Source organism: Erwinia sp. JUb26 (genome assembly GCF_003751505.1).
Classification (GTDB): Bacteria; Pseudomonadota; Gammaproteobacteria; order Enterobacterales; family Enterobacteriaceae; genus Erwinia.
This window is the reverse complement of the sequence record NZ_RJVB01000008.1, coordinates 76,908-98,927: the sequence shown is the minus strand read 5'-3', so window position 1 is coordinate 98,927 and position 22,020 is coordinate 76,908. Positions and strand designations below refer to the sequence as shown.

The 22,020-nt window shown below is 53.5% G+C and carries 19 protein-coding genes and 2 tRNA genes; 5 read left to right on the top strand and 16 right to left on the bottom strand.

Features of this window, described 5'->3' with window-relative positions:
* Positions 1-16: 16 nt before the first annotated feature.
* The 15 genes from nlpI to rlmE form a co-directional block, all read right to left on the bottom strand.
* Complete coding sequence (gene nlpI, locus EC836_RS19385) at positions 17-901, bottom strand: lipoprotein NlpI (protein WP_123336149.1); 885 nt, start codon at positions 899-901, stop codon at positions 17-19.
* Positions 902-1,022: 121 nt separating this feature from the next.
* The gene (gene pnp, locus EC836_RS19380; RefSeq protein WP_123336147.1) at positions 1,023-3,152 is read right to left on the bottom strand and encodes a polyribonucleotide nucleotidyltransferase; all 2,130 of its coding nucleotides are present in this window, start codon (positions 3,150-3,152) and stop codon (positions 1,023-1,025) included.
* Between the two features lie 304 nt (positions 3,153-3,456).
* A complete protein-coding gene (rpsO, locus tag EC836_RS19375; protein WP_105592954.1) occupies positions 3,457-3,726 on the bottom strand; it encodes a 30S ribosomal protein S15 in 270 nt (89 codons plus the stop codon).
* 164 nt (positions 3,727-3,890) lie between these two features.
* Entirely contained in the window at positions 3,891-4,835 is a 945-nt protein-coding gene (gene truB, locus EC836_RS19370) for a tRNA pseudouridine(55) synthase TruB (RefSeq protein WP_123336145.1), read from the bottom strand.
* Positions 4,835-5,248, bottom strand: a complete 414-nt coding sequence (gene rbfA / locus EC836_RS19365) for a 30S ribosome-binding factor RbfA (protein WP_123336143.1) — start codon at positions 5,246-5,248, stop codon at positions 4,835-4,837. Before rbfA ends, truB begins: the two co-directional genes overlap by 1 nt.
* A gap of 124 nt (positions 5,249-5,372) precedes the next feature.
* Complete coding sequence (infB, locus tag EC836_RS19360) at positions 5,373-8,066, bottom strand: translation initiation factor IF-2 (RefSeq protein WP_123336141.1); 2,694 nt, start codon at positions 8,064-8,066, stop codon at positions 5,373-5,375.
* A 24-nt stretch (positions 8,067-8,090) separates the two neighbouring features.
* Positions 8,091-9,596, bottom strand: a complete 1,506-nt coding sequence (nusA, locus tag EC836_RS19355) for a transcription termination factor NusA (protein ID WP_123336139.1) — start codon at positions 9,594-9,596, stop codon at positions 8,091-8,093.
* A gap of 24 nt (positions 9,597-9,620) precedes the next feature.
* Entirely contained in the window at positions 9,621-10,073 is a 453-nt protein-coding gene (gene rimP / locus EC836_RS19350; RefSeq protein WP_148050390.1) for a ribosome maturation factor RimP, read from the bottom strand.
* Positions 10,074-10,286: 213 nt separating this feature from the next.
* Positions 10,287-10,363, bottom strand: a tRNA-Met gene (locus tag EC836_RS19345).
* Positions 10,364-10,411: 48 nt separating this feature from the next.
* Positions 10,412-10,498: transfer RNA gene (locus tag EC836_RS19340), tRNA-Leu, on the bottom strand.
* A 51-nt stretch (positions 10,499-10,549) separates the two neighbouring features.
* A complete protein-coding gene (secG, locus tag EC836_RS19335; RefSeq protein WP_105592949.1) occupies positions 10,550-10,882 on the bottom strand; it encodes a preprotein translocase subunit SecG in 333 nt (110 codons plus the stop codon).
* 311 nt (positions 10,883-11,193) lie between these two features.
* Positions 11,194-12,528: a phosphoglucosamine mutase gene (gene glmM / locus EC836_RS19330; RefSeq protein ID WP_123336138.1), complete on the bottom strand. Its 1,335-nt coding sequence runs from the start codon at positions 12,526-12,528 to the stop codon at positions 11,194-11,196.
* A 4-nt stretch (positions 12,529-12,532) separates the two neighbouring features.
* Complete coding sequence (gene folP / locus EC836_RS19325) at positions 12,533-13,369, bottom strand: dihydropteroate synthase (RefSeq protein ID WP_123336137.1); 837 nt, start codon at positions 13,367-13,369, stop codon at positions 12,533-12,535.
* Positions 13,370-13,451: 82 nt separating this feature from the next.
* The gene (ftsH, locus tag EC836_RS19320) at positions 13,452-15,386 is read right to left on the bottom strand and encodes an ATP-dependent zinc metalloprotease FtsH (RefSeq protein WP_123336135.1); all 1,935 of its coding nucleotides are present in this window, start codon (positions 15,384-15,386) and stop codon (positions 13,452-13,454) included.
* Positions 15,387-15,502: 116 nt separating this feature from the next.
* Positions 15,503-16,132, bottom strand: coding sequence for a 23S rRNA (uridine(2552)-2'-O)-methyltransferase RlmE (gene rlmE, locus EC836_RS19315; RefSeq protein WP_123336133.1), 630 nt, complete (start codon positions 16,130-16,132; stop codon positions 15,503-15,505).
* A gap of 127 nt (positions 16,133-16,259) precedes the next feature.
* On the opposite strand from rlmE, the gene yhbY reads away from it, so the two are divergent.
* Positions 16,260-16,553, top strand: a complete 294-nt coding sequence (gene yhbY, locus EC836_RS19310) for a ribosome assembly RNA-binding protein YhbY (RefSeq protein WP_123336132.1) — start codon at positions 16,260-16,262, stop codon at positions 16,551-16,553.
* Positions 16,554-16,696: 143 nt separating this feature from the next.
* On the opposite strand, the gene greA is transcribed toward yhbY, so the two are convergent.
* The gene (greA, locus tag EC836_RS19305; RefSeq protein WP_123336130.1) at positions 16,697-17,179 is read right to left on the bottom strand and encodes a transcription elongation factor GreA; all 483 of its coding nucleotides are present in this window, start codon (positions 17,177-17,179) and stop codon (positions 16,697-16,699) included.
* Between the two features lie 249 nt (positions 17,180-17,428).
* Between greA and dacB the strand changes: the two genes are divergently transcribed.
* The 4 genes from dacB to EC836_RS19285 all read left to right on the top strand — a co-directional run bounded on the left by dacB (position 17,429) and on the right by EC836_RS19285 (position 22,017).
* Positions 17,429-18,862, top strand: coding sequence for a serine-type D-Ala-D-Ala carboxypeptidase (dacB, locus tag EC836_RS19300; protein ID WP_123336128.1), 1,434 nt, complete (start codon positions 17,429-17,431; stop codon positions 18,860-18,862).
* Between the two features lie 3 nt (positions 18,863-18,865).
* Positions 18,866-19,528, top strand: a complete 663-nt coding sequence (gene pmrA / locus EC836_RS19295; RefSeq protein WP_123336126.1) for a two-component system response regulator PmrA — start codon at positions 18,866-18,868, stop codon at positions 19,526-19,528.
* On the top strand, positions 19,525-20,583 hold the full coding sequence (gene pmrB, locus EC836_RS19290; protein ID WP_123336124.1) for a two-component system sensor histidine kinase PmrB: 1,059 nt from the start codon (positions 19,525-19,527) through the stop codon (positions 20,581-20,583). Before pmrA ends, pmrB begins: the two co-directional genes overlap by 4 nt.
* A 258-nt stretch (positions 20,584-20,841) precedes the next feature.
* Entirely contained in the window at positions 20,842-22,017 is a 1,176-nt protein-coding gene (locus tag EC836_RS19285) for an isochorismate synthase (protein ID WP_123336122.1), read from the top strand.
* Positions 22,018-22,020 lie beyond the last annotated feature (3 nt).

Sequence of the window (22,020 nt, the reverse complement as noted above, 5' to 3'; positions counted from 1 at the left end):
AATAAAAGTTCGTCAGCTATTGCTGGTCAGATTCTGATAAATCGTCTTGTGTCTGGCCGAGTAGCGCCAGCTCCAACAATGCATATCGGTGCTCAACGAAGTTATGAACGTTGTTAGCGACCGTCAGCTTGAACAACGCATCTGCGTTGTCCTTCTCCCCCAGACTTAGGTAGTACTTACCTAAATAGAAGTTGGTTTCACTGAGATGTTCAGCGAGCGAAGTGTTATCCGTTGCGTCTGCCTGGAGGCGTTCGGTCAGCGTTTTTTCGCTGATGTCGCCCAGGTAGAACTCGACAATATTCCATCCCCATTGGTCCTTTACCGCTTTGTCGTAACGCTGCTTCAGCGAGACTTTGGCCTGTTCTGTGTCGATCTCACGTTCAGTGAGATACAGCCACAGGCTGCGGAAGGGATCGTTAGGATCGTCTTGATAAAACGCCTGCAGATCATCTTGCGCTAATTTAAATCTTCCGCCGTAGTAAAGGGCGATACCGCGATTTAAGTGCGCATAATTGTAAGTTGGATCAAGCTCAAGTACAGAATCGAACGCTTCATAGGCAGCATCAAAGTTGCCTGCCTGCGTTAAATATATGCCTAAGTAATTGAATACTTCCGGCATATCCGGTCTGATAGATAGCGCTTGTGAAAAGTCATTCCGCGCCAGTGCTCTCAAACCTAAACTATCATACAACACTCCGCGCTCATATAACAGCTGTGCGCGTTCATCATCGGTCAATGACCGACTGGCAAGAATTTGTTCCATGCGAGCAAGAATGACTTCCTGTTGCAGCGTAGGCTGCAGCGGAACTGCCAAAATTTCGTTCTCACGCCAATTGGTGTTGCTGCATCCTGCCAGCGTTAAAGCTGTCGCAACAAAACACCAGCGCAAAAATGGCTTCATTTCCCACTCCCACAAACAAACATTGGGATGAACATCCTGTCATCCGCCTGCCGCACACAGGGATCCAACCCTGCGATGAAACAGCTCTCCGCCATCGGACGGAGAGCTCAATGGTCGTGCTTTATTCTGCTTCTGGTGCCGCAGGAGCTGCTGCTTCAGGCTGAGCCTGTTCGCTGGCTTCTTTGATGCTCAGACGCACGCGACCCTGACGGTCAACTTCCAGTACCTTAACCGGTACTTCCTGACCCATCTGCAGGTAGTCGGTCACTTTCTCAACGCGCTTGTCAGCGATCTGAGAAATGTGTACCAGACCTTCTTTGCCGCCGCCGATTGCAACGAAGGCACCGAAGTCCACGATACGCGTGACTTTACCGTTGTAGATGCGACCCACTTCGATTTCTGCAGTGATTTCTTCAATACGACGAATCGCGAATTTCGCTTTCTCGCCGTCGGTTGCAGCAATCTTCACCGTACCGTCATCTTCGATTTCGATGGTGGTGCCGGTTTCTTCGGTCAGCGCACGGATAACCGAGCCACCTTTACCGATCACGTCTTTAATCTTATCAACGCTGATCTTGATGGTGTGGATACGTGGAGCAAACTGAGAGATATCGCCGCGCGGCGTGCTGATAGCCTGTTCCATCACGCTCAGGATATGCAGACGCGCACCCTTAGCCTGATTCAGTGCTTCATGCATGATTTCGCGGGTGATGCCTTCAATTTTGATGTCCATCTGCAGCGCGGTGATACCTTCGCGGCTACCGGCAACTTTGAAGTCCATGTCGCCCAGGTGGTCTTCGTCACCCAGAATGTCAGACAGAACCACGAAGTTGTTTTCGTCTTTCACCAGACCCATTGCGATACCCGCAACGGCGGCTTTGATTGGCACACCTGCATCCATCAGCGCCAGAGAAGCACCACAAACGGAAGCCATTGAAGACGAGCCGTTTGATTCAGTGATTTCAGACACAACGCGCACGGTGTACGGGAACGCATCGCCTTTAGGCATTACGGCCAGCACGCCACGTTTCGCCAGGCGACCGTGACCGATCTCACGACGCTTCGGTGAACCGACCATACCGGTTTCACCAACGGAGTACGGAGGGAAGTTGTAGTGGAACAGGAAGCTGTCGGTACGTTCGCCCATCAGCTCGTCCAGGTTCTGCGCATCACGTGCAGTACCCAGCGTTGCCGTTACCAGCGCCTGAGTTTCACCACGGGTGAACAGTGCGGAACCGTGAGTACGTGGCAGAACGCCGGTACGCACATCCAGACCACGGATCATGTCTTTTTCACGGCCATCGATACGTGGTTCACCGCGCAGAATGCGGCTACGAACAACGTCTTTTTCCAGCGCGTGCAGGATGTCGCTGATCTCGCCAGCGTCCAGGCTCTCATCTTCAGCCAGCAGTGCTGCGGTCGCTTCAGATTTGATCACGTCAACCTGAGCATAACGCTCCTGTTTTTCAGTGATGCGATAGGCATCGCTCAGACGTGATTCTGCCAGGGCTGCAATACGTGCATGTAACGCTTCGTTTACAGGCTCTGGCTGCCAGTCCCAACGTGGTTTACCGGCAACGGCAACCAGTTCGTTGATGGTGTCGATAACGATCTGCTGCTGCTCGTGGCCAAATACCACTGCACCCAGCATCTGGTCTTCACTCAGCAGTTCGGCTTCAGATTCAACCATCAGTACCGCAGCTTTCGTACCCGCAACCACCAGGTCCAGCTTACTCTCTTTCAGCTCATCGCTGGTTGGGTTCAGCACGTACTGGTCGTTCAGGTAACCGACGCGCGCAGCACCGATAGGACCATTGAACGGCAGGCCAGACAGCGCCAGCGCCGCAGAAGCACCGATCAGTGCCACGATATCCGGGTTAACCTGTGGGTTAACGGAAACCACGGTGGCGATAACCTGCACTTCGTTCACGAAGCCTTCCGGGAACAGTGGGCGCAGCGGGCGGTCAATCAGACGAGAAGTCAGCGTTTCGCCTTCGCTTGGGCGGCCTTCACGACGGAAGAAGCTGCCCGGGATGCGGCCAGCAGCGTAGGTACGCTCCTGGTAGTTTACGGTCAGCGGGAAGAAATCCTGGCCTGGTTTTGCATTTTTACGGCCGACAACGGTCACGAACACCGCGGTGTCGTCCATGCTTACCATTACGGCAGCCGTTGCCTGGCGCGCCATCATACCGGTCTCAATGGTGACGGTATGCTGACCATACTGGAATTTTTTTACGATCGGGTTCAGCAAAATTAGTTCCTTAAACATCTGGGCAGGGGTTGATGCCCGCCGTGGATTACTAATCTTCACCTTGCATCCTCGCGACTAATGACAACCCTGATCCCACATGGGATAAAGCCTCTCATTAGCCGCGCGAACCTCTGCAACTGAAGATCACACTCAGCAACAATACAATAGTTTGGCCGTAATTGCTGCCGATTGCTTGAAAAAAGGGGCCCATAAAGGCCCCTTTCCAGCGAAACTCATTCCAGGCTGTACGTTTGCTATTTTGTTATCAGATCGCTCTGAAAACGTAGCAGTACAGCCTTAAGACTTAGCGACGCAGACCCAGACGCTCGATCAGGCTGGTGTAACGAGAAACGTCTTTACGCTTCAGGTAGTCCAGCAGTTTACGACGCTGAGAAACCATACGCAGCAGACCGCGACGGCTGTGGTGGTCTTTCTTGTGTTCAGAGAAGTGACCCTGCAGATGGTTAATCTGCGCAGTCAGCAGAGCAACCTGCACTTCAGTAGAACCGCTGTCGTTAGTACCACGACCGAAATCAGCAACGATCTGCGCTTTAGTTTCAACACTTAGAGACATGAGACAACTCCAAATTATAAGGTAAATGTACAGGCGCCGATCTCTAATTCAGCAACCCAGTGTAAAGCCGCGCCATTCTACTCTGCGCAATGCGCAAGCGCAAATTTACCCGTCATCTTTCAGTCTGCAAAAGCACGCTCTGCCGCTGAAAGAGACTGAGTAAACTAGTCGAAATATTCGACAACCAGACGACGTGGCGCCACGCGCCCGTCATCGGCAATTTCGGCCATGCCGATAAACTTATGCTCGTCACCTTCGGTCACGCGTACCAGACCTTTGGTCGGTGCACCGGTCACCCGAACCGGCATGCCCTGTTTAAACCAGGCGGCCACTTCGCTGAGCAGATGCACTATCGGATATTCCGCTGCCGGGCTGTCCATCGGCATCAGCAAAGCGTCGAGCAGAACCGCAGGCGGCTGTTCGCTGCGGTGCGCTTCTTCCGCCAGCTCATTCAGCTGTTCCAGGGTGACCATCTTCGCAATCGGATAGGTGGCCACCTGCAAACGGCGCAGATAGGTGACATGCGCGCCACAGCCCAGCTTCTCGCCGAGATCGTCAATGATGGTACGAATATAGGTGCCTTTGGAAACGTGAATTTCCAGCTCCAGCTCGTTACCTTCATGGCGAATAAACAGCAGCTCGTAGACGTTGATGCTGCGCGACTCGCGCGGAACTTCAATCCCTTCCCGAGCATATTCATACAGCTTACGGCCCTGATACTTCAGCGCAGAGTACATCGACGGAATTTGCTGCGTTTCACCACGGAAGCCTTCAAGCGCTTCCATCAGTTCTTCCGCAGTAAAGGTCAGTGGACGTTCGCTGACGACGACGCCATCCGCATCGGAGGTATCGGTCCGCTGCCCCAGCCGGGCAATAACGCGATAACGCTTGTCTGAATCGAGCAGGTACTGAGAAAACTTGGTGGCTTCCCCCAGACAGATCGGCAGCATGCCGGTCGCCAAAGGATCCAGCGCGCCAGTGTGGCCCGCACGATTTGCGTTGTAGAGGCGTTTCACTTTTTGCAGGGCATCGTTAGAGGATAAGCCCTGCGGCTTATCCAGCAACAGCACCCCGTGGATATCGCGACCGCGACGGCGAGGACGGCTCATTAATCTTCTTTACCTTCTTCCTGCTCATCTTCTGTCGGACCACGGCGCTCAACGTCGTTTTTCACTACGTTGGTCACCAGGTTAGACATGCGCATCCCTTCAACAAGGGAGTTGTCATAGAAGAAGGTTAGTTCTGGCACAATGCGCAGACGCATCGCTTTGCCCAGCAGCGTACGGATGTAACCTGATGCATCACCCAGCGCACGCAGACCGGCTTTAATTGCCGCTTCGTCTTTGTCGTTGAGGAACGTGACGAACACTTTCGCGTAGGCCAGATCGCGGGACACATCAACGCCGGAAACGGTGACCATCATTCCCAGACGTGGATCTTTAATCTCACGTTGCAGAATGATAGCGATTTCTTTTTGCAGCTCCTGAGAAACGCGCTGCGGGCGACCAAATTCTTTCGCCATAATTTATCTCTCCAAATAATTTGGGAGGCCAGAAGCCTCCCAAATAATATCCTGCACTCTTCACATCGCCGCTGCGTTAACTGCTCTGCGGCAACGCGAAATCTACCGGATATCTGCCAGACGATTAGTCGATGGTACGCTGAATTTCGATAATTTCGAAGACTTCGATCATATCGCCAACGCGCACATCGTTGTAGTTCTTCACGCCGATACCACATTCCATACCGTTACGAACTTCGTTAACGTCATCTTTGAAGCGGCGCAGGGATTCCAGCTCGCCTTCGTAGATAACCACGTTGTCACGCAGTACGCGGATTGGGTTATGGCGCTTGATGTTACCTTCGGTGACCATACAGCCCGCGATAGCACCAAATTTCGGTGATTTGAACACGTCACGTACCGCTGCCAGACCGATGATCTGCTGCTTGTACTCTGGTGCCAGCATGCCGCTCATCGCCGCTTTCACTTCGTCGATCAGATTATAGATCACGGAGTAGTAACGCAGATCCAGGCTTTCAGAATCGATCACGCGGCGAGCAGAAGCATCGGCACGGACGTTGAAGCCAACCAGGATAGCGTTAGAAGCTGCGGCCAGAGTGGCGTCGGTTTCAGTGATACCGCCCACGCCGGAACCAATGATTCTCACTTTCACTTCATCAGTAGAAAGTTTCATCAGTGAATCAGCAATGGCTTCCACAGAACCCTGTACGTCGGCTTTCATCACGATGTTCAGTTCAGAGACTTCGCCTTCGGTCATGTTCGCAAACATGTTTTCCAGCTTAGATTTCTGCTGACGTGCCAGTTTGACTTCACGGAATTTGCCCTGACGGTACAGCGCAACTTCACGCGCTTTCTTCTCGTCACGAACAACGGTCGCTTCATCACCCGCGGCAGGAACACCGGACAGGCCGAGGATCTCAACAGGGATCGATGGGCCAGCGGTCAGAACTTCACGACCCAGCTCATCACGCATCGCACGAACACGGCCATATTCGAAGCCGCAAAGCACGATATCGCCTTTGTTCAGCGTACCTTCACGTACCAGCACGGTAGCAACCGGACCACGACCTTTATCAAGGAAGGATTCGATAACCACACCGCTCGCCATGCCCTGACGAACCGCGCTCAGCTCAAGCACTTCTGCCTGCAGCAGGATGGCGTTCAGCAGGTCGTCGATACCGGTACCCGCTTTCGCAGAAACGTTGACGAACATGTTTTCGCCGCCCCACTCTTCCGGGATGATCCCGTACTGAGTCAGCTCGTTTTTAACACGGTCCGGATCGGCTTCTGGCTTATCGCATTTGTTCACAGCCACAACAACCGGCACTTTCGCCGCTTTGGCGTGCTGGATTGCTTCGATAGTCTGTGGCATCACGCCATCATCGGCAGCAACAACCAGGATAACGATATCGGTAGCCTGAGCACCGCGAGCACGCATTGAGGTAAACGCGGCGTGGCCAGGGGTATCCAGGAAGGTCACCATACCGTTGTCAGTTTCAACGTGGTATGCACCAATGTGCTGAGTAATGCCGCCCGCTTCGCCAGAGGCGACTTTCGTGGAGCGAATGTAGTCCAGCAGCGAGGTTTTACCGTGGTCAACGTGACCCATGATAGTAACAACCGGCGCACGAGATTCGTGCACGGCATCGGTGTCACGATCGCTCATTACCGCTTCTTCCAGCTCGTTCTCGCGGCGCAGCGTCACTTTGTGACCCATTTCTTCCGCGACTAACTGGGCAGTTTCCTGGTCGATAACCTGGTTGATGGTGGCCATGGCACCCATTTTCATCATCGCTTTGATGACCTGGGAACCTTTAACCGCCATTTTGTTAGCCAGTTCCGCTACGGTGATGGTTTCACCAATCACAACGTCACGGTTAACGGCCTGAGCTGGCTTGTTAAAGCCCTGCTGCAGTGCGCTTGGCTTACGTTTGCCGCCTTTACCGCCGCGAACCTGCGCACGCGCTTCTTCACGATCGGTTTTGGCTTCAGCGTGTTTGTTGCCCTTTTTACGAACCGGGGCTTTGGCTGGACGAGCGGCGGTACGAGTACGGCGGTCACCTTCAACCTGCGCATCGTTTTCATCTTCCGCAGCACGCGCGTGAGTAGAAGTCGTGACGTGATAGTCAGAGGTGTCTTCTTCCTCTTTAACTGCCGTCCATTCTTCGCCTTTTTCTTCCGCCATTTTGCGTGCTTCTTCAGCTACGCGCTTCGCATCTTCTTCAATTTTGCGACGCGCTTCTTCTTCGGCTTTACGCTTCAGTTCAGCTGATTCAGCTTCACGGCGGGCTTTGTCGGACTGGGACGCCCGGGTCATGTCATCGGTATGTTGATTGCTCACTTTATCTCTTTCCGCTGCTTCACGTTTGGCTTTATCAGCTGCCTCACGCTTGGCCTGCTCCTCGGCTTCACGCTTCGCTTTCTCTTGAGCTTCGCGCTGGGCCTTTTCTTCAGCCTCGCGACGAGCCAGTTCTTCCGCTTCACGCTGTGCCTGCGCTTCTGCTTCAGCCTGTTCAGCTTCAGCCGGATCGCCTTTTACATAGGTGCGTTTTTTGCGGACTTCAATTTGCACCGATTTACTTTTACCCCCGGTGCCTGGGATATTCAAGGTGCTGCGTGTTTTACGCTGCAAAGTTAGCTTACCAGATCCACCGCCATGTTCGCGATGCAGATGGGTAAGTAAAGTTTCTTTTTCCTGCTGGGTAACAGAATCTGTTTCAGACTTTTGGATCCCTGCATCAGCAAACTGCTGTACCAGGCGTTCTACCGGTGTCTGAATCTCTGCCGCCAGCGATTTTACGGTTACATCTGTCGTCATACTGTTCCTTCCCGCTACAGTTTATTACGCGTCGTCGCCGAACCAGCAAATATTACGTGCAGCCATAATCAGCTCACCGGCCCGCTCATCGCTCAGGCCCTCAATATCTGACAGATCGTCAACACCCTGCTCGGCAAGATCTTCCAGCGTGCGAACGCCTTTCGCTGCCAGCTTAAAGGCCAGCTCACGTTCCAGACCTTCGAGGCCCAGTAAATCTTCCGCAGGTTGAACATCGCCAAGGCTTTCTTCTTTTGCCAGGGCCAGGGTGGTTAACGCGTTTTTAGCTCGGTCGCGCAACGCTTCTACTGTCTCTTCATCCAGGCCGTCGATCTCTAACAGCTCGTTGATCGGCACATAAGCCAGCTCTTCCAGAGAAGAGAAGCCTTCTTCTACCAGTACGGTAGCGAAGTCTTCATCGATATCGAGGTGTTTAGTAAAGACGTCAATGGCAGCGTGTGCTTCAGCCTGATGCTTAGCTTGCAGGTCGTCGACCGTCATCACGTTCAGCTCCCAGCCACTCAGCTGTGAAGCCAGACGCACGTTCTGGCCATTACGGCCAATTGCCTGAGCCAGGTTTCCGGCTTCTACGGCAATATCCATGGTGTGATTATCTTCATCAACCACGATAGAGGCGACATCCGCTGGAGCCATCGCGTTGATCACGAACTGCGCTGGATTATCATCCCACAGTACGATATCAATGCGCTCGCCACCCAGCTCGCTGGACACCGCCTGAACACGCGCACCACGCATACCAACGCAGGCACCGACCGGGTCGATACGCTTATCGTTAGTTTTCACAGCGATTTTGGCACGAGAGCCTGGATCGCGCGCGGCGGCTTTAATTTCAAGCACTTCTTCAGCAATTTCCGGCACTTCAATACGGAACAGTTCGATCAGCATTTCCGGCTTGGAACGGCTGACGAACAGCTGCGCACCGCGTGCTTCTGGACGTACGGCGTACAGTACGCCACGAATACGGTCGCCCGGGCGGAAATTCTCGCGCGGCAGCATATCTTCACGAATGATAACGGCTTCGGCATTGGTGTTAGAACCATCCGTAGGCCGAACTTCAAGAGAGATGTTGTCGCGGTTAACTTTCTTAACCACACCGGTAATGATCTCGCCTTCCTGCTCGCGGAACTGATCCACGACCATTGCACGTTCGGCTTCACGAACCTTCTGAACGATAACCTGCTTGGCGGTCTGAGTGGTGATACGGTCGAAGGTCACGGATTCGATCTGATCTTCAACGAAATCACCAGGATTCAGCGTTTCATCTTCGTAACGTGCGGCTTCCAGCGTGATCTCACGGGTCGGCAACGTGACTTCGTTTACAATCAGCCAACGGCGGAAGGTATCGAAATCGCCGCTTTTGCGATCGATGGTGACGCGAACGTCAATTTCCTGCTCGTATTTTTTCTTGGTGGCTGTAGCCAGCGCGCTCTCCAGCGCTTCGAAAATCTTCTCGCGCGGGAGGGATTTCTCATTAGAGACCGCTTCTACAACAGCTAAGATTTCTTTGTTCATCCTGGTATGCCTCAATCCGGACTTTTAAAAGTGGGGAACCAGGTTCGCCTTCTGGATGTTGCTCAGTGCGAACACTTCGTCGTTACCCTCAACGGCAACGGTAATCATTTCACCTTCGACAGATTTAATGATGCCCTGCCATTTGCGGCGGTTCTGTACCGCCATACGCAGAACCAGGCTAACTTCTTCACCAGTAAAACGTACGTAATGATCTGCGGTAAACATTGGACGTTCAAGACCAGGTGAAGAGACTTCAAGGTTGTATGGCACGGTAATCGGATCTTCAACGTCCATTACCGCGCTAACCTGGTGACTCACATCAGCGCAATCATCAACATTGATGCCATCTTCACTATCAATATAGATGCGCAGGGTGGATGTGCGACCGCGTACAAACTCAATACCGACCAGTTCGTAGCCAAGCGCTTCTACCGGTGCTGAAATCAGCTCTGTTAATTTTTGCTCTAATGTGGACAATCCCACCCCCAAGACATAAAAAAAGGGCCTATAGCCCAGTGTTACTGTTTCCTGATAACAAAAAACCCCGAAAATTCGGGGCTTTATGCGACTGGACCCTGTATACCGCAATAGCTGCGGCTCGGCACAATCCAAAAGAATTTTTTTCAAAATTCGCTGTAAACGCGCCGTTCTGTGCATACAGTATATTTGAAAAAGAACTCTAAGGGAAAGTGGTTGCGGGGGCCGGATTTGAACCGACGACCTTCGGGTTATGAGCCCGACGAGCTACCAGGCTGCTCCACCCCGCGTCCGAATACTACGCAAAACTTGCACAAAATGCAAGCAAAACTGAGATTTGGTACCGAGGACGGGACTTGAACCCGTAAGCCCATGCGGGCACTACCACCTCAAGGTAGCGTGTCTACCAATTCCACCACCACGGCACTAAAGTTGCGATTTTTTTATTTCTATCGCGTCGAAATGTTACTCAGGTCTTACTGCGGGATATCACTGCCCGGCGCTGCCGGTTTCGCTGGCGCAGTCTGTTGAGACTGTGCTGGCTGAGTCAGATTTTCCCACTCGCTTCCTTTCTGGGTTTTGTTGCTATTAAGGTTGCCCAGGATCAAGCTGATAATGAAGAACAGGGTTGCCAGCACTGCAGTCATACGGGTCATGAAGTTACCTGAACCGTTAGAACCAAACAGCGTACCAGAAGCGCCTGCACCAAATGATGCTCCCATATCAGCGCCTTTACCTTGCTGCAGCATGATCAGACCAACAAGGCCGATTGCCACAATAAGGAAAACTACTAAAAGAGCTTCGTACATAATCAACCTTCTTCCTTGCACGTTAAACGCGCATTAAAAGCTTCAAACCAGTTAAATCGATAGTGAATCACTACCCATCAGAAGCGGGTGTGAATACTAACCAAAGGCGCTCTCCCGCGCAAGGGCAATTTCACAACGCCACTCTGATTGCAGAAAAAAACGGCAAATGGTGAGTTTATGGAGAAAAAACGCGCGATTTATCCCTGATTTTTCGAAAGAAACCGGTGAACAAATAGCAAAACATGTATCGCATCGCCCAGCGTTGCTGATAGTGAAAAAGGGGCCGGATACGACCAGACCCCTTCGCCGAATCAGACGGCCTTCACCGCATCGGCAATCCGGTGAGCAAGCGCAGTAACCTGTGCTTCGTCTTCACCTTCGACCATCACGCGGATCAGCGGCTCGGTGCCGGATTTACGCAGCAGCACGCGACCGCGCCCTTTCAGCTCGGCTTCCACTTCGCTGGTCACCGCTTTAACCTGCGCATCTTCCAACGGGTCGTTTTCGCCACTGAAGCGCACATTAACCAGAATCTGCGGCAGCAGCTTCATTCCGCTGCACAGGTCGTGCAGCGTCATATGGTTGCGCACCATCGCAGTTAGCACTTGCAAACCGGCAACCACACCGTCGCCGGTGGTCGTTTTATCAAGCAGGATCACATGACCGGAGTTCTCAGCGCCAAGACGCCAGCCCTTTTCCTTGAGTTTTTCCAGTACGTATCGGTCACCGACCTTCGCACGTGCAAACGGGATACCCAGCTGTTTAAGCGCCAGCTCAAGGCCCATATTGCTCATCAGCGTACCCACAACGCCACCGCGCAGTTGCCCCTGACGTAAACCTTCACGGGCGATAATGTAGAGGATCTGATCGCCATCGACCTTCTGGCCGAGATGATCAACCATCATGATGCGATCGCCGTCACCGTCGTAGGCCAGGCCCAGATCGGCTTTCTCGGCCAGCACGCGTTCCTGTAACAGGCGCAGGTCGGTAGCGCCGCACTCTTTATTGATGTTCATCCCGTTGGGCTGAACGCCAATCGAGATCACATCCGCGCCCAGTTCACGCAGGACATTCGGTGCAATGTGGTAGGTGGCGCCATTCGCACAGTCCACCACGATTTTTAATCCGTTAAGGCTCAGCTCGCTCGGGAACGTCCCTTTGCAGAACTCGATGTAGCGCCCGGCAGCATCAACAATACGGCTGGCACGCCCCAGCTCGGCAGACTCTACGCAGGTGATCGGCTTTTCCATCTCGGCTTCAATCGCCTCTTCCACTTCATCCGGCAGCTTGGTGCCCTCAGTGGAGAAAAACTTGATGCCGTTATCGTCAAACGGATTATGCGAAGCGGAGATCACAATACCTGCTTCGGCACGGAATGTACGGGTAAGGTAGGCGACCGCAGGTGTCGGCATTGGCCCGGTAAAAGCGGCAGACAGTCCGGCCGCGGCCAGGCCCGCTTCCAGCGCGGATTCCAGCATATACCCGGAGATACGCGTATCCTTTCCGATGATAATTTTCTTCGAGCCGTGGCGTGCCAGCACCTTTCCAGCGGCCCAGCCCAGCTTCAGAACAAAATCCGGGGTGATCGGATATTCACCGACTTTGCCGCGAATGCCATCGGTACCAAAATACTTGCGGTTGCTCATAACGTTATTCTTCCTTCGCTGACTGTGTCGCTTCGACGACGCGCATCGCCTCTACGGTTTCTTTTACATCATGTACGCGCAAAATATGAGCGCCCTGCATGGCAGCAATCACCGCACAGGCAATGCTGCCGGTTAAACGCTGGCCGGGCCCCACGTTCAGCAGCTGACCAATCATACTTTTACGTGACATGCCGACTAATAGCGGCAGGCCAAAGTGATGATAATCGGCCAGATGCGCCAGAAGTTGATAATTATGGGAAAGATTCTTACCGAAACCAAAACCCGGGTCGAGCAGCAGCTGCGATTTTTTAATTCCTGCCGCTTCGCATCGAGCAATATGCTGAACGAAAAAGTCATCCACATCGCGCAGAATGTTCTGATAGTTCGGTGACTGCTGCATAGTTTTCGGTTCGCCCTGCATATGCATCAGACATACCGGCAGGCCGGTTTCCGCTGCGGCTTCAAGCGCGCCCGGTTCCTGTAGCGAACGAATGTCATTGATAATATGCGCGCCCACTCGGGCTGATTCGCGGATCACCTCAGGCTTGGAGGTATCTACCGATATCCACACCTCAAAGCGCTGGGCAATCGCCTCTATCACCGGAATAACGCGCTCCAGCTCCTGTTCCACGCTGACGTCCTTTGCGCCGGGACGGGTCGACTCTCCGCCAACATCAATAATCGTGGCACCGGCGTTAATCATCTCATTCGCGTGGGTCAGAGCATGGATCAGTTCGTTGTGCTTGCCGCCATCTGAAAACGAATCGGGAGTGACGTTCAGGATCCCCATCACATGGGGATGTGAGAGGTCGAGTACGGTATCTCTGGCGTACAGCTTCATAACGAACGGTCTCCGGTAAAATAAGATATAAAAAAACCCCGACCATAGCCGGGGTTTAGCATTATAACATCAGCAGGCCAACTTACTTGTCGCCAAACTGCTCTGACATCGTATTGCCTGGGTTTGGCGTACGTGGTTCATCGACCGGGCGCGGCGCCTTTGGCGTGCCGTTGTTGTCTGAGCTATTGCTGTTGCTCGGACCTTCCCAGCCGGCTGGCGGACGCACTTCACGGCGGGCCATCAGGTCATCGATCTGCGGAGCATCAATGGTTTCATACTTCATCAGCGCATCTTTCATCGCATGAAGAATGTCCATGTTCTCACCGAGGATCACGCGAGCACGCTTGTAGTTCGTTTCGACCAGTGCTTTCACTTCCTGATCGATGATACGCGCGGTCTCATCTGACATGTGCTTAGCTTTTGCCACGGAACGGCCCAGGAAGACTTCGCCCTCTTCTTCTGCATACAGCAGCGGACCGAGTTTGTCAGAGAAGCCCCATTGGGTAACCATGTTACGAGCGATAGAGGTAGCAACCTTGATATCGTTCGACGCACCGGTAGAAACATGCTCCACGCCGTAGATGATTTCTTCTGCCAGACGACCACCGTAAAGTGTCGAAATCTGGCTTTCCAGTTTCTGACGGCTGGCGCTAATCGCGTCACCCTCAGGCAGGAAGAAGGTCACACCCAATGCGCGGCCACGTGGAATAATCGTGACCTTGTGTACCGGATCGTGCTCTGGCACCAGGCGACCAATAATCGCATGCCCGGCTTCGTGGTAAGCGGTTGACTCTTTCTGCGCTTCGGTCATCACCATGGAGCGGCGCTCTGCACCCATCATGATTTTGTCTTTCGCTTTCTCGAACTCAACCATCGATACCACGCGCTTGTTACCGCGAGCAGCAAACAGCGCCGCTTCGTTAACCAGGTTCGCCAGGTCTGCACCGGAGAAGCCAGGGGTACCGCGAGCAATGATTGCCGCATCAATATCCGGAGCCAGCGGCACACGACGCATGTGCACTTTCAGGATCTGTTCACGGCCACGAACATCCGGCAGACCGACCACGACCTGACGGTCGAAACGGCCCGGACGCAGCAGTGCAGGGTCCAGTACGTCAGGACGGTTAGTTGCGGCGATAACAATGATACCCTCGTTACCTTCAAAACCATCCATCTCAACCAGCATCTGGTTCAGGGTCTGCTCACGTTCATCGTGACCACCGCCCAGACCAGCACCACGCTGACGCCCTACCGCATCGATTTCATCGATGAAGATAATGCACGGCGCGGCTTTTTTGGCTTGTTCAAACATATCGCGTACGCGGGATGCACCCACACCAACGAACATTTCAACAAAGTCAGAACCGGAAATGGTGAAGAAAGGCACTTTGGCTTCGCCTGCAATCGCTTTCGCCAGCAGGGTTTTACCGGTACCCGGAGGCCCGACCATCAGTACGCCTTTAGGAATCTTACCGCCCAGCTTCTGGAAACGGCTCGGTTCGCGCAGGTATTCAACCAGCTCGCCCACTTCCTCTTTCGCTTCGTCGCAGCCTGCAACGTCAGCAAAGGTGGTTTTAATCTGATCTTCTGTCAGCATACGGGCTTTGCTTTTGCCGAAGGACATCGCGCCCTTACCGCCGCCGCCCTGCATCTGACGCATAAAGAAGATCCAGACACCAATCAGTAACAGCATTGGGAACCAGGAGATGAAGATCGACGCCAGCAGGCTCGGTTCTTCCGGTGGTTCACCGACTACTTTCACATTTTTAGTCAACAGGTTATCGAGTAACTTGGGATCGTTGACGGGAATGTAGGTCGTGTAGCGATTACTATCTTTTTTGGTTACGTTAATTTCACGCCCGTTAATACGTGCCTCGCGGACCTGATCCTGGTTCACTTCCGACAGGAAGGTTGAGTAATCAACCCTACGGCCATTCGACTCGCTGGGCCCAAAGCTCTGGAATACAGACATCAGCACAACTGCGATGACTAACCAGAGAATTAGGTTTTTCGCCATGTCACTCAAGGGATTAACCTCTTATTACAACTGTGTTAACAGACAGCGTAGGGTACTACATATCCTTCACATCTGGAATCGCTGCGAAACTGCAGCGGCGGATCCGGCTATGAGGGTTACGGTTTGCGCCCTGTCGCTACAATATACACTTCACGCGAACGAGAACGTGAAGCGTCCGGCTTACGAATTTTTACTTTCGTAAACAGGGAGCGAATTTCCCGCAGGTATTCTTCAAAACCATCTCCCTGAAACACCTTCACTAAAAAGCTGCCGTTGGGTGCCAGTACGTCACGGCACATTTCCAGGGCAAGCTCACATAAATACATCGACCGGGGAATATCAACTGCGGGTGTACCTGTCATGTTGGGTGCCATATCCGACATCACAACCTGAACTTTAGTCTCACCAACACGTTCCAGCAGCGTTTTCAGGACTTCTTCATCGCGAAAATCGCCCTGAAGGAAGTCGACACCAACAATGGGATCCATCGGCAGGATATCACAGGCAATAACGCGACCTTTTGCCCCAATCTGCGTTACCACGTACTGTGACCAACCGCCCGGAGCCGCACCAAGATCAACCACGGTCATACCGGGTTTGAAAAGTTTGTCGCCCTGCTGTATTTCATCCAGTTTAAACCAGGCGCGCGAACGCAACCCTTTTTTCTGCGCCTGAAGCACATATTTATCGCTAAAGTGTTCCTGTAGCCAGCGGCTGGAACTGGCCGAACGCTTTTTACCAGTCATACAATTTCCAACTATGATTCAACGTAAGCGATAAATAACCGCACAAATCAGCGAAGCCGATTTGGTGATACACTCGAGATGGCGGTAGAATGACCCGTTTTCAATCCCAATGTAAGTAAAAAATACGATGAATCTGAGTACCAAACAAAAACAGCACCTGAAAGGTCTGGCCCATCCGCTGAAGCCAGTTGTTATGCTGGGCAACAATGGCTTGACCGAGGGAGTGCTGGCCGAGATCGAACATGCACTGGAGCACCATGAACTCATCAAGGTGAAAATCGCCACGGAAGACCGTGAGACGAAAGCCCTGGTGGTTGAAGCTATCGTGCGCGAAACCCGTGCAGTCAACGTGCAGGTTATCGGCAAGACGCTGGTGCTGTACCGTCCAACGAAGGAACGCAAGATCTCCATTCCGCGCTGAGGGGTCGGCTGGTCTGCTGACCGGCCTTTCCATATAAACTCAGGTCAGGAGAAAGTGCCACGCTCCTCATTCCGATAAAAGGCCGCAGTGCGGCCTTTTTCTTATCTTTACAAAACCCTCATCCATAATGAGGATAGCAAAAATCAGAGGTACTGAACGTTTAACACTTCATATTCCACATCGCCGCCGGGGGTTTTGATGATAGCCACATCATCAACAACTTTACCCACCAGGCCACGTGCCATCGGAGAATTGATGGAGATCAGATTTTGCTTAAAGTTAGCTTCATCATCACCCACAATGCGATAGGTTGACTCTTCATCAGTATCGACATTCAACACGGTAACGGTGGCACCAAAAATCACCCGACCGTTAGCGTTACTGGCCATTTTTGTGACATCAATCACCTGAGCATTAGAAAGCTTTGCTTCAATTTCCTGGATACGGCCCTCGCAGAATCCCTGCTCTTCGCGAGCAGCGTGATATTCCGCATTTTCCTTCAGGTCACCGTGCTCCCGCGCTTCAGCAATTGAGGCAATAATCCTGGGGCGTTTTACAGTTTTGAGCTCTTCCAGCTCTTCGCGCAATTTGTCTGCGCCTTTTAACGTCATCGGAATCTGATTCATCTCAATACCTCTTAAAATCTTTCCTGTTCAAAGTGTCGTCGTCCTGACGGATGGCATGCAGAAAAGGCGTTCTGCGGCGCTTTCTACTGATTTAAAACAAAAGAAGCCTGACCCGGAGGAAACTCCAGGTCAGGATCTATTTTTCAATTTGATACGTATTTTACCCCAGAGTTCCCTGGGGGTCATCGTTTACTTTCCACCGCAATGCACCGTAGTATGACAGCATCACCTGTCAGTTACCGCGAGATTATGCGATTTTCACGAATTGTTACCGGCCTTAGCTGCGCATTTATGCTGCAGGCACAGGCAGCCCCGGTCGAAGACTATACCCAGTACCTTCCCGACGGCGCAAACCTGGCGCTCGTAGTACAAAAAATTGGGGCGACAACGCCCTCTATTGATTATCACAGCCAGCAGATGGCGCTACCCGCCAGCACAATGAAGGTGATTACGGCGCTGGCCGCCATGCTACAGCTTGGCCCTGATTACCGCTTTAACACCCAGCTTGAAAGCAAGGGCAGCATCAGCGGCAATACGCTGCGCGGCGATCTGGTTGCCCGGTTCGGTGGCGATCCGACGTTAACACGTCAGGATGTGCGCAACATGGTTACCAACCTGAAAAAACAGGGTGTAGAACATATCGCCGGTAATCTGGTGATTGATACCTCGGTTTTTGCCAGCCACGATAAAGCGCCAGGCTGGCCGTGGAACGACATGACGCAGTGCTTCAGCGCGCCGCCGGGTGCTGCCATTGTGGATCGTAACTGCTTCTCGGTTTCACTCTATAGCGCACCGACGCCGGGGGACAAAGCCTTTATCCGCGTAGCCTCCTGGTATCCGGTGAATATGTTTAGCGAAGTCAGAACGCTGGCCAGGGGCTCTGCAGACGCGCAGTACTGCGAACTGGATGTGGTACCGGGTGAACTGAATCGCTTCACGCTAACCGGTTGCCTCACCCAGCGCGCGGAGCCGTTGCCGCTGGCTTTCGCTATTCAGGATGGCGCCAGCTACGCCGGAGCGATCCTGAAATCTGAACTGCAAAATGCCGGTATTGATTACAGCGGACATCTGATACGCCAGACTCTGGTCACCCAGCCCGGCACCGTGCTGGCACAAACCCAGTCGGCCCCGCTGCGGGACCTACTGAAAATCATGCTGAAAAAATCGGATAACATGATTGCGGATACCGTCTTCCGCACGATTGGCCATGAGCGCTTTAACGTACCAGGTACCTGGCGGGCAGGTTCAGATGCAGTACGCCAAATCCTGCGCCAGAAGGCCAATATCGACCTGGGTAACAGCATTCAGGTCGACGGTTCCGGGCTGTCACGCCACGATCTGATTTCTCCTGCTACCATGATGCAGGTACTGCAATATATCGCGCAGAACGATCAGCAGCTCAATATCATCTCGATGCTGCCGCTGGCCGGTTATGATGGCACCCTGCGCTATCGCGGCGGCCTGCACGAGGCGGGCGTTGACGGCAAAGTTTCGGCTAAAACCGGCTCATTACAGGGCGTGTATAACCTGGCGGGCTTTATGACCACCGCCAGCGGGCAGCGGGTGGCCTTCGTTCAATTCCTGTCCGGTTATGCCGTACCGCCGGAAGATCAGCGCCAGCGCCGCATCCCGCTGGTTCGCTTTGAAAGTCGTCTGTATAAGGACGTTTACCGGAATAATTAATCATTGAAAATATTAATTGTTGAGGACGATGAACTGCTGCAGAAGGGCCTGACTCTGGCGATGACCGGAGAAGGTTACGCCGTGGACTGCGCGGCGAATGCGACCCAGGCGGTCGCATTCCTGCGCAGCGGCCAGTACAGCCTGATCGTGCTGGATCTCGGGCTGCCCGATCGCGACGGTACCGAACTGCTGCGCCAGTGGCGCAAAGAACAGAACGATTTACCAGTGCTGATTCTGACGGCGCGCGATGCGCTGGAAGACCGGGTTGAAGGGCTGGATGCCGGCGCCGACGACTATCTGGTGAAGCCGTTTGCGCTGGCTGAGCTGAAAGCCCGCGCTCGGGCGCTGATCCGTCGCTATCAGGGACACAGCGATAACCTGCTGGAGCGCGGCGATATGACGCTGAATCTCTCTTCCCAGCAGGTTGCCGTCGAAAATCTTCCTGTCGAAGTCACGCCAAAGGAGTTCGCCCTGCTGACGCGCCTGCTGATGCGTCTGGGTCAGACGGTGCATCGCGAAACGCTGCAGCAGGACCTTTACAGCTGGCAGGATGATACCAGTTCGAACACATTAGAGGTCCATATCCATAATCTTCGCCGCAAACTTGGCAAAGATCGCATCAAGACCGTGCGCGGCGTCGGCTACCGTCTGGAAGAGCGTGAATGAACAGCATGCGTCGGCGTTTACTGATTATGCTGGCGCTAATCCTGCTGAGCTGCCAGCTGATGAGCGCGTTTTGGCTGTGGCATGAAAGCCGGGAGCAAATCAGCTTTCTGGTGAATGAAACGCTGACTAACCATGCACGTAATGAGCAAGTGGAAAACGAGATCCGCGAAGCGATTGCCTCACTGTTGCTGCCGTCACTTGTGATGGTGTGCTTTACCCTGCTGCTGTCATTCTGGGCCATTAGCTGGATCATTCGCCCCTTACGCTCACTGCAAAGCAGCCTGGCCTCACGCTCGGCGGATAACCTGACCCCTCTGCCGCTGCATTCGGATATGGATGAAATCGTCGCGGTTACCGGCGCACTGAATCAGCTACTGGCGCGTCTGGACCATACGCTACAGCAGGAGCGGCTGTTTACGGCAGATGCGGCCCATGAATTACGCACGCCGCTAGCCGGCCTGAGACTGCATCTGGAACTGCTTGAGCAGGAAGGCAATCCACTGGGTACGATGCTGGTCGCCCGGGTCGATCAGCTGATGCATGTCATCGAACAGCTTCTGATGCTGTCGCGTGCCGGGCAAATGATGGTAAGTGGTCACTACCAGACTCTGAGCTGGCAAGAAGTAGTACAGCCACTGCGTCAGGAGATGGAAGAGATGCTCGCGCTTAACCAGCAGCGGCTGATTGTTGAGGATACCAGCCACGGCAGCCGCGTGCAGGGTGACGCCGTACTGCTGCGTCTGATGCTGCGTAATCTGCTGGAGAATGCCTCGCGCTACAGCCCGCAGGGCGGCTGTATCACGTTGATACTGACGGCCACCGATAACGGTAGCCAGGTGACCGTGCGCGATGAAGGCCCGGGCATTGATGCCAGCGAGGTTCAGGAAGTGGTGAAAGCGTTCCGCCGTATGGACCAACGGTTTGGTGGCAGCGGCCTGGGACTGAATATCGTGCAGCGCATCGTACAAATCCATCATGGTCAGCTGAGCCTGACCAATCGCAGCGATCGCAGCGGGCTGAATGCAGGATGTCGGTTCCCACAGCAGCTCAACTGAACCAGCGATTATTACAGAACATTCTGGAATTTTAATTAGCAACGCTAACCCGTCGCACATCTATTACCTGTAATTACCCTGTCAGATCAACGAAAAACCGCTAATAATAGGGTAAAACGCTACTATTCCCTCACGAGTACGAGCCTAATAAATCAATTTACCTTTATTGACACTTAGCAGCATTCAACGTAGCTTACTGGCCCTGAAAGCAAATGATAATGATTCTTACTAAGTTTATCATTTAAATAAGGACGTAGAATGGAATTGTTAACCTCAGAAAGCACGCTGCAGTTTGCCGCAGATGCTGCCGCCAGTGGCTTTTTCTTTATGTCTCCGTGGCGGAGCCTCGCAGCGAAAGGTTGCTTTACCACGATCAATACTCCGGCGCTGGAAGGTGACATGCTGACGGGTCGTTTTCAACGCGATATCCGCCAGCATCTGTCAGAAGCGAAACGACAGGGGATCCTCAATCCGGTCGTCGTGGGTGCCATCCCTTTTGATGTCCGTCAGCCCTCTGCGCTGTTTATTCCTGAAACAAGCCACTTTTTTGACCGCAGCAGCTTCCAGCAACAGGTGCAGCCCCGAGGCTCAGTGCATAACGATATTCTGCGGCGTACCGCCGTGCCGGAGCAGCCTGAATTTATGCGGATGGTCAGTCAGGCCATCGCGGCTACGACTTCCCCCCGTCTGGATAAGGTGGTGCTGTCACGTCTGATGGACATCGTGACGGAAAAACCGGTCGACATTGATGGCCTGATGAAACAACTCATCACCCAGAACCCCGGCAGCTACAACTTTCACGTACCGCTTGCACAGGGTGGTTCCCTGCTGGGTGCCAGTCCGGAACTGCTGCTGCGCATGCACAACCGTCGTTTCTACACGCATCCACTGGCAGGCTCGGCAAAGCGGGACAGCGATCGCGAACAGGATCGCGCGGCCGGTCAGCAGCTCATGAACTCGCGCAAAGACCGCTATGAGCACCAACTGGTGATCGATGCGCTGCGCGATGTGCTGCAATCACGCAGCCAGCGCCTGGCAGTCCCTGCCGAGCCGGAACTGCTGACCACTGGCACGCTGTGGCATCTCGGCACCCTGATAGAAGGCGAAGTCAGTCATCCGGCGGAAAATGCCCTTTCACTGGCCTGCCTGTTGCATCCGACTCCGGCGCTGAGCGGCTACCCTCATGCCAGTGCCATGCGGCTGATTGCCGAGCTGGAACCCTTCGACCGCGATTTATTCGGCGGCATTGTTGGCTGGTGCGATGAGCATGGCAACGGTGAGTGGGTCGTCACTATTCGCTGTGGGAAAGTTGCCGGAAATCGGGTTCGCCTGTTTGCCGGTGCGGGAATTGTTCCCGATTCAACCCCTGAATCCGAATGGCGTGAAACCGGCGTCAAACTGGATACCATGCTGCGCGCATTTGGCCTCAATTAAAGG

What these genes read in the sequence shown, in the direction of transcription:
- rpsO (WP_105592954.1), bottom strand. Translation starts at nt 3,726, where the DNA reads ATGTCTCTAAGTGTTGAAACTAAAGCGCAGATCGTTGCTGATTTCGGT.
- nusA (WP_123336139.1), bottom strand. Translation starts at nt 9,596, where the DNA reads ATGAACAAAGAAATCTTAGCTGTTGTAGAAGCGGTCTCTAATGAGAAA.
- truB (WP_123336145.1), bottom strand. Translation starts at nt 4,835, where the DNA reads ATGAGCCGTCCTCGCCGTCGCGGTCGCGATATCCACGGGGTGCTGTTG.
- ftsH (WP_123336135.1), bottom strand. Translation starts at nt 15,386, where the DNA reads ATGGCGAAAAACCTAATTCTCTGGTTAGTCATCGCAGTTGTGCTGATG.
- pmrB (WP_123336124.1), top strand. Translation starts at nt 19,525, where the DNA reads ATGAACAGCATGCGTCGGCGTTTACTGATTATGCTGGCGCTAATCCTG.
- folP (WP_123336137.1), bottom strand. Translation starts at nt 13,369, where the DNA reads ATGAAGCTGTACGCCAGAGATACCGTACTCGACCTCTCACATCCCCAT.
- dacB (WP_123336128.1), top strand. Translation starts at nt 17,429, where the DNA reads ATGCGATTTTCACGAATTGTTACCGGCCTTAGCTGCGCATTTATGCTG.
- greA (WP_123336130.1), bottom strand. Translation starts at nt 17,179, where the DNA reads ATGAATCAGATTCCGATGACGTTAAAAGGCGCAGACAAATTGCGCGAA.
- rbfA (WP_123336143.1), bottom strand. Translation starts at nt 5,248, where the DNA reads ATGGCGAAAGAATTTGGTCGCCCGCAGCGCGTTTCTCAGGAGCTGCAA.
- glmM (WP_123336138.1), bottom strand. Translation starts at nt 12,528, where the DNA reads ATGAGCAACCGCAAGTATTTTGGTACCGATGGCATTCGCGGCAAAGTC.
- secG (WP_105592949.1), bottom strand. Translation starts at nt 10,882, where the DNA reads ATGTACGAAGCTCTTTTAGTAGTTTTCCTTATTGTGGCAATCGGCCTT.
- EC836_RS19285 (WP_123336122.1), top strand. Translation starts at nt 20,842, where the DNA reads ATGGAATTGTTAACCTCAGAAAGCACGCTGCAGTTTGCCGCAGATGCT.
- rlmE (WP_123336133.1), bottom strand. Translation starts at nt 16,132, where the DNA reads ATGACTGGTAAAAAGCGTTCGGCCAGTTCCAGCCGCTGGCTACAGGAA.
- yhbY (WP_123336132.1), top strand. Translation starts at nt 16,260, where the DNA reads ATGAATCTGAGTACCAAACAAAAACAGCACCTGAAAGGTCTGGCCCAT.
- infB (WP_123336141.1), bottom strand. Translation starts at nt 8,066, where the DNA reads ATGACGACAGATGTAACCGTAAAATCGCTGGCGGCAGAGATTCAGACA.
- nlpI (WP_123336149.1), bottom strand. Translation starts at nt 901, where the DNA reads ATGAAGCCATTTTTGCGCTGGTGTTTTGTTGCGACAGCTTTAACGCTG.